Annotated in this window: 11 protein-coding genes; 7 read left to right on the top strand and 4 right to left on the bottom strand. The window is 58.9% G+C overall.

Annotated features, from left to right (window positions below; genetic code table 11):
• Positions 1-281: 281 nt before the first annotated feature.
• The 4 genes from IQ254_RS07995 to egtB all read right to left on the bottom strand — a co-directional run bounded on the left by IQ254_RS07995 (position 282) and on the right by egtB (position 4,494).
• Positions 282-812 carry a hypothetical protein gene (locus IQ254_RS07995; protein WP_193965648.1) on the bottom strand — a complete coding sequence of 177 codons (531 nt, stop codon included), beginning with the start codon at positions 810-812 and terminating at the stop codon, positions 282-284.
• A 373-nt stretch (positions 813-1,185) separates the two neighbouring features.
• A complete protein-coding gene (menB, locus tag IQ254_RS07990; RefSeq protein WP_193965647.1) occupies positions 1,186-2,019 on the bottom strand; it encodes a 1,4-dihydroxy-2-naphthoyl-CoA synthase in 834 nt (277 codons plus the stop codon).
• 88 nt (positions 2,020-2,107) lie between these two features.
• The gene (gene egtD / locus IQ254_RS07985) at positions 2,108-3,085 is read right to left on the bottom strand and encodes an L-histidine N(alpha)-methyltransferase (protein WP_193965646.1); all 978 of its coding nucleotides are present in this window, start codon (positions 3,083-3,085) and stop codon (positions 2,108-2,110) included.
• A gap of 128 nt (positions 3,086-3,213) precedes the next feature.
• Positions 3,214-4,494, bottom strand: a complete 1,281-nt coding sequence (gene egtB, locus IQ254_RS07980) for an ergothioneine biosynthesis protein EgtB (RefSeq protein WP_193965645.1) — start codon at positions 4,492-4,494, stop codon at positions 3,214-3,216.
• A gap of 403 nt (positions 4,495-4,897) precedes the next feature.
• On the opposite strand from egtB, the gene IQ254_RS07975 reads away from it, so the two are divergent.
• From IQ254_RS07975 to IQ254_RS07945, 7 genes are all read left to right on the top strand, one after another.
• Entirely contained in the window at positions 4,898-5,251 is a 354-nt protein-coding gene (locus IQ254_RS07975) for a DUF760 domain-containing protein (protein WP_313887399.1), read from the top strand.
• A gap of 173 nt (positions 5,252-5,424) precedes the next feature.
• Positions 5,425-6,519, top strand: coding sequence for an A/G-specific adenine glycosylase (gene mutY / locus IQ254_RS07970; RefSeq protein ID WP_228040345.1), 1,095 nt, complete (start codon positions 5,425-5,427; stop codon positions 6,517-6,519).
• A gap of 77 nt (positions 6,520-6,596) precedes the next feature.
• A complete protein-coding gene (locus tag IQ254_RS07965) occupies positions 6,597-8,600 on the top strand; it encodes a DUF3352 domain-containing protein (protein WP_193965643.1) in 2,004 nt (667 codons plus the stop codon).
• Positions 8,601-8,703: 103 nt separating this feature from the next.
• A complete protein-coding gene (locus IQ254_RS07960; protein WP_193965642.1) occupies positions 8,704-9,447 on the top strand; it encodes an NYN domain-containing protein in 744 nt (247 codons plus the stop codon).
• A gap of 36 nt (positions 9,448-9,483) precedes the next feature.
• Positions 9,484-10,287: a WecB/TagA/CpsF family glycosyltransferase gene (locus IQ254_RS07955; RefSeq protein WP_193965641.1), complete on the top strand. Its 804-nt coding sequence runs from the start codon at positions 9,484-9,486 to the stop codon at positions 10,285-10,287.
• A gap of 64 nt (positions 10,288-10,351) precedes the next feature.
• On the top strand, positions 10,352-11,818 hold the full coding sequence (locus IQ254_RS07950; RefSeq protein ID WP_193965640.1) for a sugar transferase: 1,467 nt from the start codon (positions 10,352-10,354) through the stop codon (positions 11,816-11,818).
• Between the two features lie 20 nt (positions 11,819-11,838).
• Complete coding sequence (locus IQ254_RS07945; RefSeq protein WP_193965639.1) at positions 11,839-14,361, top strand: O-antigen ligase; 2,523 nt, start codon at positions 11,839-11,841, stop codon at positions 14,359-14,361.
• Positions 14,362-14,386 lie beyond the last annotated feature (25 nt).

Genomic DNA, 14,386 nt, shown 5'->3' with positions numbered 1-14,386 from the left:
CAATGTCAGAAATATCTCTCCGGCCTCCTGAATGCACTGCTCGACGGTTGCATTAGGAAAATTAAGCAGCGTATCTAGGTGAAAGTCCATGATGTCAATCCCCCTAAACGTAACTCATTATACAATTACCACCCTGGATCCGGAAGAGCCGATAAAGGATAGCCACTCGTTGTCCGTTTACATTAATAAAGTAGTCCCTAGCTCCGGCAATAGCAGGAGAGCTAGATATGAATAAAACCATTCCGGATGAAAGCCCGAGAAGGGCTATCATTTTGATCTTCCTAATATGGTCGAAGAAAGCCTTCATCGTCTATTTCTCCAATCTCGCTTAGAGCACTATCATCTACAAGGAACTCAGGATCAGACATATCTTGAACTTCAACCCTTTCGCCTTCAAATAGCTCTATAGAACTACCAGGTGCTACCTCTTCGCCACTAGGAGATATATAAGAAATGGTCTCATTTCTAAGGTCTCTTACAACCTTAGCTCCAGTTGGGTAGAGAAATTCGACTATATCTCCGGAGTTTGATAGTATCCTGACTCCATCATCCATAGTATCCCCGACCGTATAAGGACCTGATCGAGCCCCTTCTATATCCACTATTTCGTTAGGTTCATTACTCTCAATCACGGGCATTTCCTCTTCTGTGTTTTGGCAAAGGTTAGACGTCAAGTCAACAGTCTCACCACTCTCGGTTATCATGTAGCAGAAGGGTTCACTTAATGCTGGTTCTCGGCTAATTCCAACAACCGTGAGAGCAGCGAGGCCTGCTCCAATCAACAGAATTAGATTCAAGCTAAGGTTTTTCATTTAGAGGGTGTTTGAAGAGTTAGGGCTTGAGTAAAAAAGCTCACTCCGTGTAGGTTGCAGACAGACGTCAGCAACGCCGGAGTGAGGCTATAGACAGCAACAACAAACTTGAAATGACATTTTTCCGAGTTCTTGTAAAGTAAAACATCGCCAGCATTCACAAAAAGAACTTAACTCAAGCCGACAGACATCGTTATACTTTAAATTTAAAGACTACTCTCACCTATTTTGCCACTGGCAAAACACCATCCAAACAAGCTTAAATAGCAAGTGTCTGGTTTGCCAATGCCTTCAAAGGGGAGAGCTTGAGTCACCCCTCCCCATCTCCCTCATACCCCCCATCTCCCTCATCCTCCTTATCCCTACCTTCCCGCTAGGGCAGCCAAGGATACTGGCGAAAATCGGGCTGCCGCTTTTCCAGAAACGCCTGCCTGCCCTCGGAGCCTTCTTCGGTCATGTAGTAGAGCAGGGTGGCGTTGCCCGCCAGCTCTTGCAGCCCCGCCTGACCATCACAGTCGGCATTGAAGGCGGCTTTGAGGCAGCGAATGGCGATCGGGCTTTTTTGCAAAATTTCCTGCGCCCACTGCACCCCTTCGGCCTCCAGTTGCTCCACCGGCACGACACAGTTGACCAGGCCCATGTCGAGAGCTTCCTGGGCGCTGTACTGACGACACAAGTACCAGATTTCCCGGGCTTTTTTTTGGCCCACCATGCGGGCCAGGTAGCTAGCGCCAAAGCCACCGTCAAAGCTGCCCACCTTGGGGCCGGTTTGGCCAAAGATGGCATTGTCGGCAGCGATCGTGAGGTCGCACACCACGTGCAGCACATGGCCACCGCCGATCGCATAGCCCGCTACCAGGGCAATCACTACCTTGGGCATCGAGCGCATCAGCCGCTGCAGGTCGAGCACGTTGAGTCGGGGGGTGCCGTCGTCGTCGATGTAGCCGCCGTGGCCCCGCACGCTCTGGTCGCCGCCGGAGCAAAAAGCGTACTTGCCATCGGTGTGGGGACCTGCCCCGGTCAGCAACACCACGCCAATGCGGCTGTCTTCGCGGGCGTTTAGAAAGGCCTCGTACAGCTCAACAATGGTTTTGGGTCGAAAGGCGTTGCGCTTGTGGGGCCGATTGATGGTGATTTTGGCGATGCCATCGGCCTTTTCGTAAATGATGTCGTCGTAGGGTTTAACGTCTTGCCAATCAACCTGCATAGGGGGCGAAACCAGTTAACACTAGCGTCTAGCGTCTCACACTGAAGGTCTAATCGGGGTATTGCATCCAAGGCCCTGATTAGACCCTCTATAACTGCTTCAAGTGGTGCAGGCTAAAGAGCTGATCTGCATCAGTCCACACCTGCACGGGCTGAAACCCAGCTTTCATAGCCAATAGCTGAAATTCGTCGATGGTGTATTTGTAGGAATGCTCGGTGCGGATGGTTTCTCCCTGTTCAAAGGAAATTTTGGTATTGCCCAGGTGGACGGTTTGGTCGCAGAGGCTGACGATCGCCATTTCAATCCGTCCCTCAATTTCGTTGTAGTGGGCTCTGTAGGCAAACTCAGTGAGGTCAAAGTCGGCCCCCAGCTCGCGGTTAATGCGGGTCAGCACGTTGAGCGCAAAAGCCGCCGAAACCCCCTGGGTATCGTCGTAGGCGGGTTCGAGAATAGCGGCAGATTTCTTCAGATCGACGCCTACAATCAAATCCCCCAGCACCGCTACGGTTTTGAGAAAGGCAATCACCTCCGCTGGTTCCAAATTGCCGATGGAAGAACCAGGAAAAAAGCCAATGGTGGGCCGATTGTGCAGCTCAGGAATGGTGTTGAGCGGTAGAGGTTGGGTGTAGTCGGCACAGACGGCGATCGCCTCCAACCCATCCACATCTTGCATCAGTGCCGCACAGGCCTCCTGCAAGTGCTGGCGCGAGATATCGACGCCCACATAGGTCTTAACTTGGGGGGCCGCATCCAGCAAAATCCGAATTTTTTGGCTGCTGCCGCTGCCCAATTCCACCAGGGCGCGGTTGCCCAGGGCGATCGCCATCTCCTGGGCATGGGCCCGCAAAATGCCCATCTCGGTGCGAGTCAGGTAGTACTCCGGCAGTTGGCAGATGGCATCAAACAGCTCAGACCCCCGCTTGTCGTAGAGAAACTGGGGGGAGATGGTCTTTTGAGACTGGCTCAGACCCCGCAGTACCGCACTGCGAAAGTCTTCCACAGGCGGATGAAAGTCGTAGAGCTTGACGGGAGAGGGGGTAGCCTGAGAGCGAGAACTAATGGGCATAGAGGAGACTCGACAAACGAGAGTGAAGGGTACAAGGGTGAAGAGAGCAGAGTAAGGTTGGCAGCCTCAAGGTTGAGTTTTGAGTCCAAGCATCACATCCAAACTCTAAAATCCAAACTCCAAAATCCTCACCCTTTGGCCAACCGCAGACCACTAAACTGCCAGCGAGCGCTGGGCGGGAAAAAGTTGCGGTAGCTGGGGCGAATGTGCCCGGGTGGGGTAACACAAGAGCCGCCCCGCAGCACCATCTGGTTGCACATAAACTTGCCGTTGTATTCTCCCACCGCACCGGGGGCAGGGCGAAAACCGGGGTAGGGCAGATAGGCGCTCTGGGTCCATTCCCAGGTGTCGCCGTAGAGCTGGGCGAGCGGGTCAGAGCCCTGGGCTGGTTGGGGATGCAGGTGATCGGCGGCCAGCAAATTTCCCTGCACGGCGATCTTGGCGGCAGCCACTTCCCACTCGGCTTCGGTGGGCAAGCGATCGCCCCGCCACTGGGCAAAGGCATCGGCTTCAAAGTAGCTGATATGGCAAACGGGCTCGGCTGGGTTGACGGGCTTAAGGCCGCCCAGGGTAAACACCCACCATTCGCCGTCACGGGGCTGCCAATACAGGGGGGCTTGCCAGCCTTCGCTTTGCACCATGGCCCAGCCCTCAGATAGCCAGTAGGTGGCGGTCTGGTAGCCGCCGTCAGCGATGAATTCTAGGTATTCACCGTTGGTGACGGGTCGGTTGGCCAGGGCAAAATCTGGCTGGTAGACCGGGTGGGCCGGGCCTTCGTTATCAAACGCAAAGCCCGAACCTCGATGGCCAATGGTGTAGAGCCCGCTGGGAAAATCTACGAATTTCAGCGGTGGGGCAGGCGCCAATGTTTTCAAGGCGACATCTTGACGGTAGGTCGGATACAGGGGGTTAATGGCCAGGTTGTACTTGAGGTCGGTGAGCAACAGCTCTTGGTGCTGTTGCTCGTGGTGGAGCCCCAGGGTGGTGAGGTCTACCACGGCTGGGTGATCACCCTGGTGCTGTAGCAGGGTGGCCATGGCGGCATCGACGTGGGCTCGGTACTGGTAAACCTCGGCTACCGTGGGCCGCGACAGCAGGCCGCGCTGGGGTCGGGGATGGCGATCGCCCACCGCCTCATAGTACGAATTAAACAAGTACCCGTAACCCGAGTGAAACTCTCGATAATGCTCTAGATGCGGTCGCAATAAAAAGGTCTCAAAAAACCAGGTGGTGTGGGCCAGGTGCCACTTGGGCGGGCTGACATCGGCCATGGCCTGCACACCGTAGTCTTCAAGTTCGAGGGGCTGGCAGAGAGCTGCGCTCAGGTCGCGTACAGCTTGGTATCGGGCCGTTAGATGGCTATGCACCAGATCGGCTGAGGACGGGGCCGCTGGGGTAGAAAGGGTCATTTTGGGGTCTTTAAGGACATTATTGGCAATTGTGGCAGATCGGGCGCAACGAAAAATGATCTTTGCCTTAAGCTGTCTGAACTCTCCTTGAGAAAGGCTGTAGTTATCCTGGAGCCTGAGCCGCAGGAAAACATCTACCGTTAGAGGCTGATTCAAATTTGGCTGGCGGGGGCAAAATCCCTCCTGGGAGGGTACGGTTCTACCCACCCAACAGCCCACCGCAGCCTGTTAACTTAATCACATGAGCTTCAGGAAACACTGATCAGCCTGATGTAGAGATAAGATAGTTATCTAGTTAACAAAAAGTAGGATTCTGCTATGCGGCGGGCATACTAACTCTACCGAGCTCAATCTGAACTAACCCAGGCCGCACCAATATTGCTAGCCAAGCGAGGTATCCACTGTGAGCAATTCTTCCGGTAAAGCCCAAGACCTGTTTAACGGTAACGGCTTCAAAAATTCTGAGCTCCCTAACTCTCTGATGCAGTATGTTCACGGTATGAGCCCCGAAACCGTTGCTCAGCTGTCTAACCCGGCCTCCTCTGAGGTGCAACAGATGATGGAGCACAACATCATTGGGCTACTGGGCGGGCTCCCTTCTCAACATTTTGATGTTGAAATTACCACCAACCGCGAAAACCTGGGCCGTCTGCTGGCCTCTGCTATGATGAGCGGGTATTTTTTGCGGGGTGCCGAGCAGCGCATGGCCTTTGAGGACTCGCTGATGTCGGCAGACTCGGCTCCTGAGAACGAGTGAGCGATCGCCAAAACCCACCCCAGTCCCGTTCCTCCCCCAGCCGTCGCTGTTCTACCGCGCGCGATGGTTCGGGTTTCTACTCAACGAGTGCAACGAGAGGGATAACTCCATTCTCCCAATCCCCCGATCCGGCCCTGGCGACTCAGCCCTGGCCGGATTTTCTTGTCGAGGCGTTGCGATCGCAATTGCTGGTCTGGTATGCCGCCCAGGGCCGCACCCTACCCTGGCGCAATATCGATCACCCCTACGCCGTCTGGATCTCGGAGATCATGCTCCAGCAGACCCAGGTGAAGACGGTGCTGCCCTACTACCAAAATTGGCTGACGCAGTTTCCGACGGTAGAGGCTTTGGCAGTGGCGGATCAGCAAACAGTACTGAAGGCGTGGGAAGGGCTGGGCTACTACGCCCGGGCCCGCAATCTGCACCGGGCCGCCCAGCAGATTGTGGCGGAGCACAACGGCCAGATTCCCCAAGATTTTGAGGTGCTTACAGCTATCCCTGGCATTGGCAAAACGACGGCGGGGGGCATTCTCAGCTCGGCCTTTAACCTGCCCCACGCCATTCTCGACGGCAACGTGAAGCGGGTGCTGGCCCGACTGGTGGCGTTGCCAGTGCCCCCGGCCAAAGCCCTCAAAGACCTGTGGCGGCTGTCAGAGCACCTGCTGGATCCTGACAACCCTCGGGATTTTAACCAGGCGCTGATGGATCTGGGGGCAACCCTGTGTACCCGCCGCCTGCCCCAGTGCGATCGCTGCCCCTGGCAGACCCATTGTCGGGCCTATAATCTCAATATTCAGACGGAGCTGCCCATGTCAGACACCAAAGGCCCCCTGCCCCACAAGCAAATCGGCGTCGCCGTGATTTGGAATGACCAGGGGCAGATTTTGATCGATCGGCGCAAGCAGGAGGGCCTGCTGGGCGGGCTGTGGGAGTTTCCGGGCGGCAAAATCGAGCCGGGTGAAACGATTGAGGCCTGTATCGCCCGAGAAATTCAAGAAGAGCTGGGGATAGCGATCGCTGTGGGCGATCGCCTCTGCACCATCACCCACGCCTACTCGCACTTTAAGGTCACCCTCAATGTGCACCACTGCACCCACCTCAGCGGTGACCCACAGCCGATCGAGTGCGATGAGGTGCGCTGGGTCACCCTCGATGCGATCGAAGAATTTCCCTTTCCCAAAGCCAATATCCATATCATCAATGCACTGCGGGCCTATGCCACCGGTCAACTGCCGATCGATGTGGTAGAAACCGTAGAGAAATCGTAAATAAAAGGCGAAAGTTTACGGAAACTATCCCTGGCTTTGGGTTTTATAGAAGAGGCCTAACCAGACGGGGAAAAATCATGGGCACAGACAACACAAGTCGCTGGGGCAACCTGGGCAAGACCCTAGCTATAGGGGGAGCAAGCGGCATAGCGCTAACCCTGTTGCCCCCCTTATCGGTCTATGCTGACGTGCAGCCGCCCTGGCACCAACTGCCTGAGAACACGGCCCTGACGCTGCTGCTCGATACCACCGATGGCACCTGGAGTCAGCTCAACCAGTATCAACTGTTTAAGCTACTCGACGAACAGCTCGGCTATGCGCCCAGTCTGCCTGGGCTGCCCTACCTGCCCTACGGCATTGACGTTGCGACGGAGGTGGCTCCCTGGGTGAGCGATACCGTGGTGGTGGCACTGCTCCCGGTGCAGCCGGGCGATCGCGGCACCACTGCTGACCATACTGTCATGCTGGCTCCGATCGCCGATGCTGAGTCTTTCGCTGCCTTTCGCGACAGCCTCTTGGCCCAGCAGAGCGGCGACCCTGAACTCATTCCGAGTCTCGGCACCGAGATTTACTACTGGCCTGCCCCCGAACCTGCACCCTGGCCCGAACCCTGGCCCGAAGACGACGCCCTCGAAGAGCCGATGTGCGACTTGGCGGCACCAGACCTGGCCTGCGATGAAGAGAATGGCTCGGAGTCCCCCACCGAGGAGACTCCCGAGGAATTAGGCCCAGAGGCGTTAGAGAGCAATGCCACGCTGCGGCTGAGGGGTGCTATTGGGCTGCCCCTCACCGTGACGCCCTTCCACGAGGGCGACGAGCCCGCCACCGAGATGGAGGTGGAGGTACCAGTGCCCTTAGTGGGGTTTGGCCAGGCCGGGCTGGCGGTGGCCTTTTTGCCCGACACCCTGGTCACAGCAGAATCTCCTGCCGCCATCGAGCAGTATCTGCGCCTGCGCCAGGAGCAAACATCTACCCTGGCCGATAGCCGAGAATTTCAGCGCACCCTGACCCATCGCCAGCAGACCCAAGCGCTATTTGCGGTCTACGGCAATGCCCTGGAGCTGCTCAACTACGATCTGTCTGCTGAGGCCTTTGACCTGGCAGATTTGCCCCTGCCCGTGCCCCTGCCTGCCCCCCCCAGCCTCGATGACGACACCCTGCAAACCCTGCGATCGCTCAATTTTGGCGGTACTTTGGAGGCCCTGGTCTATCCCCTACCTGCGGGCTTGCAGTTTCGCGGTCGCTACTACTACGACGCGGTGCCCTTTAACTTTGCCATCACCCCTGAGGTTCCCAACGCCGACAGCCCCCTGACGCTGCTGCCCGCCTCCACATTTTTAATGATGAGTGGCCGCAATGTGGCCGGTCTGTGGCGCAATGTCAGTACCATCCTGGAGAATGCCAGCGACTTTACCAGCGAGGGGTTGGCGACAATTCGTTCGTTCTTCACCCTGTCTACTGGGCTGGACTTAGATCGAGATCTGTTTGGCTGGATGGACGGGGAAGTGGCGATCGCAGCGTTCCCCACCGCCGGTGGCCCCTTGCAGTACGCCGGGCTGGGGCTGCTCTTGCAGACGAGCGATCGCCCCACCGCCGAAAATACCCTGGCCACCCTAGACGAATTGCTGCCGGGCTTTGGCCTCACTGCCTACCCGCGCACCGTCAACCAGCAGCCCGCCACCAGTTGGGAACTGCGCTTTAGCCGCACCGATGATGATTATCGGCCTGAGCTCAGCGTGGGTAGCCATAGCTGGGTAGCCGAAGACATGCTGGCCCTCACCTCTGGGACGGTGCCCATGGCCAGCCTGTTAGCCCCGTCTCCCCACGACCCCTTGGCCGATTTCTTTTTGTTTGATCAAGCCACGGCAGCATTTCCGCGCCCCAACAACGGTTATTTTTACCTTAACGCCGGGGCGACCCTAGCCCTGGTCTACCAGGTGTTTGACCTCCACGATGACCCCGCTTTTGCAGCTACTAAACCTTTTCTGGGCAGCATTCGCAGCCTCAGCGCTACCACCGCTCAGACCCCCAATTACATTGAGGCTCAGGGCCAGCTTGGCCTCGCTCCCCACCGCGAGTGACGGGCGGGTAATGCGATCGCTGAAAACGCTATGGTATGAGTGACTTCGAGAGCCAGCCTTGCCAGTCAGTTAACGTTGTCAGATTTGTTGGGTCGCATCAGCCATGCTGTCATCGGAAGCCAAAATTGCTCTGCTGATTGATGCCGACAATGCCCCGGCAGCAAAAATTGAGGCGATTTTGGCTGAAATTGCCAAGTATGGGGTCGCCAACACCCGTCGCGCCTACGGCAACTGGAAAAACCCCAACCTCAAGCCCTGGGAAGATAACCTGCACGAGTTTGCTATTCGCCCGGTGCAGCAGTTTGACCTCACCAAGGGCAAAAACGCCACCGATGCGGCGCTGATCATCGACGCGATGGATCTGCTCTACACCCGCAACCTCGACGCCTTTGCCATCGTCACCAGCGACTGTGACTTCACCCCGCTGGTGATGCGGATTTTGACCGACGGCCTCAAGGTCTACGGCTTTGGCGAAAAGAAAACCCCCAAGCCTTTTGTCTATGCCTGCTCGACCTTTCTCTATCTCGAAAATTTGGGACAGGATGCCGATATTGGCCCGGCTAAAACCGTTGACAGCGTTAAGAAAACCACCAAAGAACTCAAACAAGATACCAAGCTGGTGAGTCTGCTGCGTCGGGCTGTCACCACCGCCCAGGATGAGGACGGCTGGTCTAATCTAGCGGCGGTGGGAGTCCATATTTCGAACCAGGCCTCCTTTGATCCCCGCAACTATGGCTATGCCAAACTCAGCACCCTGGTCGATGCCACCGACTTATTTGAGCTGCAGCGGCGGCAGAACGGCATTTATGTCAGAGATAAGCGCGATGCTAAGGGAGCCAAACCCTAAGCACCGCTAAAATTTGTTTATGCACAGGTCACGACTATGACGGAGCCGAACCTTACGGCCAGGCGCATTCTGAAAACCCGCGTCGATGCCACCAGCTATGCCGACGCCTGCGATCGCATTCAAGCCTGGGCTGCCGCCGGGCGCTCCTGCTACGTGGTAGCGGCCAATGTGCATGTAGTCATGACCGCCTACTGGAACCCCGCCTACCAGCGCGTGCTCGACGCTGCGGCCCTGGTCACCGCCGATGGTATGCCCCTGGTCATGGGATTGCGGCTGCTGGGAATGCCGGGGCAGAGTCGGGTCTATGGCCCCGATCTGATGCTGGCCTGGTGCGATCGCGCCGCCCGCCTCGGCTGGCCCATCTACCTCTATGGCGGCACCGACGCCATGCTGGCAAAAATGGTGGTTCATCTCAAGACCCAGATCCCTGGACTGCCTATTGCGGGCACCTACGCGCCGCCTTTCCGCTCCCTCTCGGTGGCCGAAGCCAAAGCCGATGTCGATCGCATCAACCAGTCGGGGGCGCGAGTGGTGTTTGTCGGCCTGGGCTGCCCCAAACAAGAACAATGGATGCACCGCCATCAGGGCCAGGTACATGCCGTCATGATCGGGGTAGGGGCGGCCTTTAGCTTCTTGAGCGGCGACGTGGCCCAGGCCCCCCGCTGGATGATGGCGTTTGGGCTGGAATGGCTCTATCGACTGGGCCAGGAACCCGGTCGCCTGTGGCAGCGCTACCTGGTAAATAACCCGATGTTTATATTGCTGTTTGGGGCGCAGGTAGCTAAGCATCAGGTTTTGACCCGGTTCCGGTCTCGCCCTATAAACAAACCTCTGTCGTGATAGATCCTCAGCACAATTGCGGAATACTAAGGCCAATGCTGTCCCCATGCGTCTGCCCCCTGCTATGGATTGTCACCGTGCCGTACCCGCTGTGATGCACCAGCGGTCCCGCCATCGCCAAGATATTCGTGCCCCCCGGCGGCTGCGATCGCAGCTGCGTGATGCCCTCACCGGGCCGGGGCGGCAGGGGTTGGCGTTACTGGCAGCCGATAGTCTGGCCCTGGGGCTGTCGTGGCACATTGCGCGATCGCTGAACCAGTTTTTCTCCCCAATTCCGGCCCAGCTGGTGTGGTGGACCTGGCTGGGGCTACCCAGCCCGTTCTGGGTGTTAATGGCCTGCACGGTGGTGCTGTTCGTCTACAGCGGTCTGTACGATATCGCTTCCCAGGGGCAAAAGCATCTGCGGGCGGGCAAGCTACTCAGCCTGCTCTACCTGATGGCGCTGGTGGTGATGTACTTCTACGACCCTAAACTCGACCTGCCGCGATCGCTCTTTTTCTCGGCCTGGCTGAGCGGGGTGGCGCTGGTAGTAGGGCTGCGGCTCATAGTGACGCTGTTGCTGCGCCCCTTAACCCAGGCCCAAGGGCTCACCGCCGTATTTCTGATTGCCCCCGCCCCTCGGCTCAAGCGCCTGGCCGATGTGTTATCCCAGCGGGCCAATGTGCCGGTGATTGGCGCGGCGCTGGCTACCACCGCCAATTCGCCCACTACCTACCAGGCCATCCTGGCCTCCGGCGCCACCCTGGTGCTGGCCGAGAGCATTCCCTCGGCAGATTTGGCCTCAGAGCTCTACTGGAAGCTGCGCCGGGCCGGCATTGCCATGCAACTATTGCCCACCAGCCGCGACATGCTCTACCGGCGCGGCACCCCCGAAACCGTGGCGGGTCTGCCCACCCTCCGCCTCGATGCACCGCTCATGGGTGGCTGGGACTACCGCCTCAAGCGCTGGCTCGACTATCTAGGATCTGGGCTGGGACTCCTCTTTTTAGCTCCAGTGCTGCTGGGCATTGCCCTGGCCATTCGCCTTGACTCCACCGGGCCAATTTTCTTTCGCCAGGAGCGGGTAGGGTTGCACGGCAAACCCTTTCACGTGTGGAAGTTTCGCACGATGGTGGTCGATGCCCCCCAGCTCCAGACCCTGCTAGAGCGGCAAAATGAATCGGCAGACGGGGTGCTCTTCAAGGTCAAGCACGACCCCCGCATTACCCGAGTAGGCCGCCTGCTGCGCCGCACCAGCCTGGATGAGCTGCCCCAGCTGTTGAACGTGCTCTGTGGCCAGATGAGTCTGGTCGGCCCTCGCCCGCTGCCCGTGCGCGATGTGGCCAAATTCGATGGCTGGCACAACATTCGCCACCAGGTGCTCCCGGGGGTGACCGGGCTGTGGCAGATATCGGGCCGGTCTGACATCGACACCTTCGACGATGTGGCCCGCCTCGACCTGCACTACATCGACAACTGGTCACTCAATCTCGATTTAGAAATTCTTGCTGCCACGCTGGGCATTGTGCTCTGGGGCAAGGGGGCCTATTGACTGCTGAGAATGCTCAGCCCTTGGCAGAAAACGCTGTCAACGGTCGAGCCGCCAGCTGGAGGAGTCGGTGGGCCAGCTTACCCGTGCTGGCGGGCGGGCTAGTGCTGGCTAGCTTTAGCTGGCTGCCGCTCAGCTACTACCGCATGGTGGGCTGGGCCTGGATTTTGCTCTGGCAGCTGGGTGGGTTGGCCCTGGCCCTGGGGCTGTGGCGACGGCTGCGGCAGGGGCAACCGAGCCATGCCCTGGGTTACGGGTTAGATCGAGTAATACTGGCGTTGGGGCTAGGACTGGGGCTGGCAGCGGTGGTCTCGCCCTTCCCCCGAGTGGCGCTGTGGAATGTCAGCCTGGTGGCGATTTACGTAGTGGCCTTGTACTTCTATCGCAATGTGGTCGATCGCGGCTGGCTGAGCCGCCTACGGCTGTGGTATGGGCTCGTGGCGATCGCGATCGCCACCGCTGGGGTCAGCCTAGCCCTGTGGCGACCGGCCCCTGGAATGTGGGCCACCGACAATTTTTTAACCGCCCTGCGGAACCATCAGCCCCTGGGTCACCACAATTTTGTCGGTGGCTATTTTGCCCTCGTGCTGCCCCTGGCGGTGGCGGCAGCGGTGGCCAGTCGAGGCTGGCAGCGGTGGCTGGCCGCCACGGGCAGTGGCTTAATCTTGGTGGCGCTTTACCTCAGTGGTTCGCGGGGAGCCGCCCTGGGAACCGTGGTCTGGCTGCTGATCGCCTGGCTGATCCGATGGGGGCGATTGGAGGCATCCCAGCGGTGGCGCTGGGGCTTGACGGGGTTGGCAGGGGCGGTGGCCCTGGGGCTGGGGCTGGCCAGCAACCCGCGCATTCGCACCTGGTTTAGCGCGGGCAGCCTCAGCGATGGCCCCACCCTCGATCGCTGGTTTATGCTGCGTCTGGGGGGCAACATTCTGCGCGATCGCCCCTGGTTGGGCGTTGGCTCTGGGGTCATGGGGCGGGTCTCCAACCTCTATCGTCCGCTTGAGACTGGGGGAGGCCTCGACCACATTCAGCAACTCCACAACACCCCCGCCCAGCTGGCCGGGGAACTGGGCCTGGTTGGTCTGGCCATCGTGCTGGCGGGCCTAGTGGTGTTGGGTCGTCTGGGGTGGCGGCTGTGGCGGCAGCCCCTGAGTTCTCCTGATCGGGCGCTATTGGGGGGTATAGGCGGTAGCCTATTGGCCTACGGGGTGGCCAGCCTGACCGACTACCAGCTGGAGAATATTCCGATTGCGGGCGTGCTCTTAGGGTTGATTGTGCTGCTGTTGGCCCTGGGCCAGGCCTACCTACCTGATTCAGGGGTGCTGGCAGGCAACGCCATGCGGCAAGCTGCTTTGGGGCTGGCCCTGGGGCTGGGGCTGCTGGTGCCGCTGTGGCTGCCCTTTACCCTCACCGTGGCCTTGGATGCCGCCGCCGATGAAGCCTTTTACAGTCAACAGATCAACCTGGCCGATACCCGCTGGTATCAGGCCTACCGCCTCAGCCCGTGGGATCCGACGGCTCCGGCTGTGGCCAGTGAGGCGCTGTGGGGCCTGAACCAGGTACTCGGTGCCTCTGAGGCCCAAGCCAATGTGCGATCGCTCATGGTCGACTATGCCCAGCAGGCCCAACAGGCGGCCCCCAACGACGGCTGGTTTAACCACAACCTGGCGGTGCTCCATCAAATTGACGCACCGGCTACGGCTCTCCCCTACGCGGCCCAGGCCGTGCAGTTAATGCCCCGCCACAAACACTACGGCTACTGGCTGCTGGGCGACCTGCTGTTGCGGCAGGGAGACAACCAGGGTGCGATCGCGGCGTTTACCCTAGAGGCATTGGTCAACCCTGCGGCGCTCACCTATCCCCAGTGGCAGCAGAGCCCTTACCAAGGCATATATGCAGCGGTGGCGCAGGCCACCCTGGTCGAGTACGACGCTTTGCTGGCTGAGGTCTCGCCTGACAGCCCTGGCTTCAGCACCCTCTACGAAACCCGTGCCCTGCTGGCCTGGTGGACGGCCCAGCCTGAAGTAGAAGTAGACCCTGACCGGCTCCGGCCCGTGGTCTTGGGCTTGCTGCTGGCTGACAGTGACCCTGCGGCTGCCCTGGCGGCAGTAGAACACGACCTCAGTCTGGGGCGGCAGACCCCCGAGCTCGATCTCCTCGCCGCTTGGCTCGACCCCGAAGGCCATCCGTTCTCCCCGGCTGAGGCCCCCGATGCTGAGGCTGAGCTAGAGACTCGATTGATCGAAGACAGCCTATCTGTGCGTCCCCTGCGTCAGTGGCTGACGGCGGTCATTGCCCGACCCGATCGCGGCTATCGTGGGGCCTTGGCCTTTGCCTACCGCAACTATCAGGCCAAGCAAATTACCCTCATGCTGGCTCCACAGCAGCTGCAAACCTATACCCTGGTGGCTAAGCTCAATCTGTTCCCCCCCTGGCCCCGAGAATTCTCTGCCCTCGACGATTGCATCGAGGCGTTGCGTACCAGGGCGTTGGGGCTACCCCATCCGACCCACAACGGGTTTCGCCTGACAGAACTCCCCCAGGGCTGATATTGTCTCTTTTCTGAATCTTTTT

The organism is Nodosilinea sp. LEGE 07088 (assembly GCF_015207395.1).
Lineage (GTDB): Bacteria > Cyanobacteriota > Cyanobacteriia > Phormidesmidales > Phormidesmidaceae > Nodosilinea.
This window is presented reverse-complemented; position numbering and strand designations above follow the sequence as displayed.

Excerpts from the sequence above, each read along its gene's own strand:
- IQ254_RS07995 (WP_193965648.1), bottom strand. The coding sequence starts at position 812 with ATGAAAAACCTTAGCTTGAATCTAATTCTGTTGATTGGAGCAGGCCTC.
- menB (WP_193965647.1), bottom strand. The coding sequence starts at position 2,019 with ATGCAGGTTGATTGGCAAGACGTTAAACCCTACGACGACATCATTTAC.
- egtD (WP_193965646.1), bottom strand. The coding sequence starts at position 3,085 with ATGCCCATTAGTTCTCGCTCTCAGGCTACCCCCTCTCCCGTCAAGCTC.
- egtB (WP_193965645.1), bottom strand. The coding sequence starts at position 4,494 with ATGACCCTTTCTACCCCAGCGGCCCCGTCCTCAGCCGATCTGGTGCAT.
- IQ254_RS07965 (WP_193965643.1), top strand. The coding sequence starts at position 6,597 with ATGGGCACAGACAACACAAGTCGCTGGGGCAACCTGGGCAAGACCCTA.
- IQ254_RS07960 (WP_193965642.1), top strand. The coding sequence starts at position 8,704 with ATGCTGTCATCGGAAGCCAAAATTGCTCTGCTGATTGATGCCGACAAT.
- IQ254_RS07955 (WP_193965641.1), top strand. The coding sequence starts at position 9,484 with ATGACGGAGCCGAACCTTACGGCCAGGCGCATTCTGAAAACCCGCGTC.
- IQ254_RS07950 (WP_193965640.1), top strand. The coding sequence starts at position 10,352 with ATGGATTGTCACCGTGCCGTACCCGCTGTGATGCACCAGCGGTCCCGC.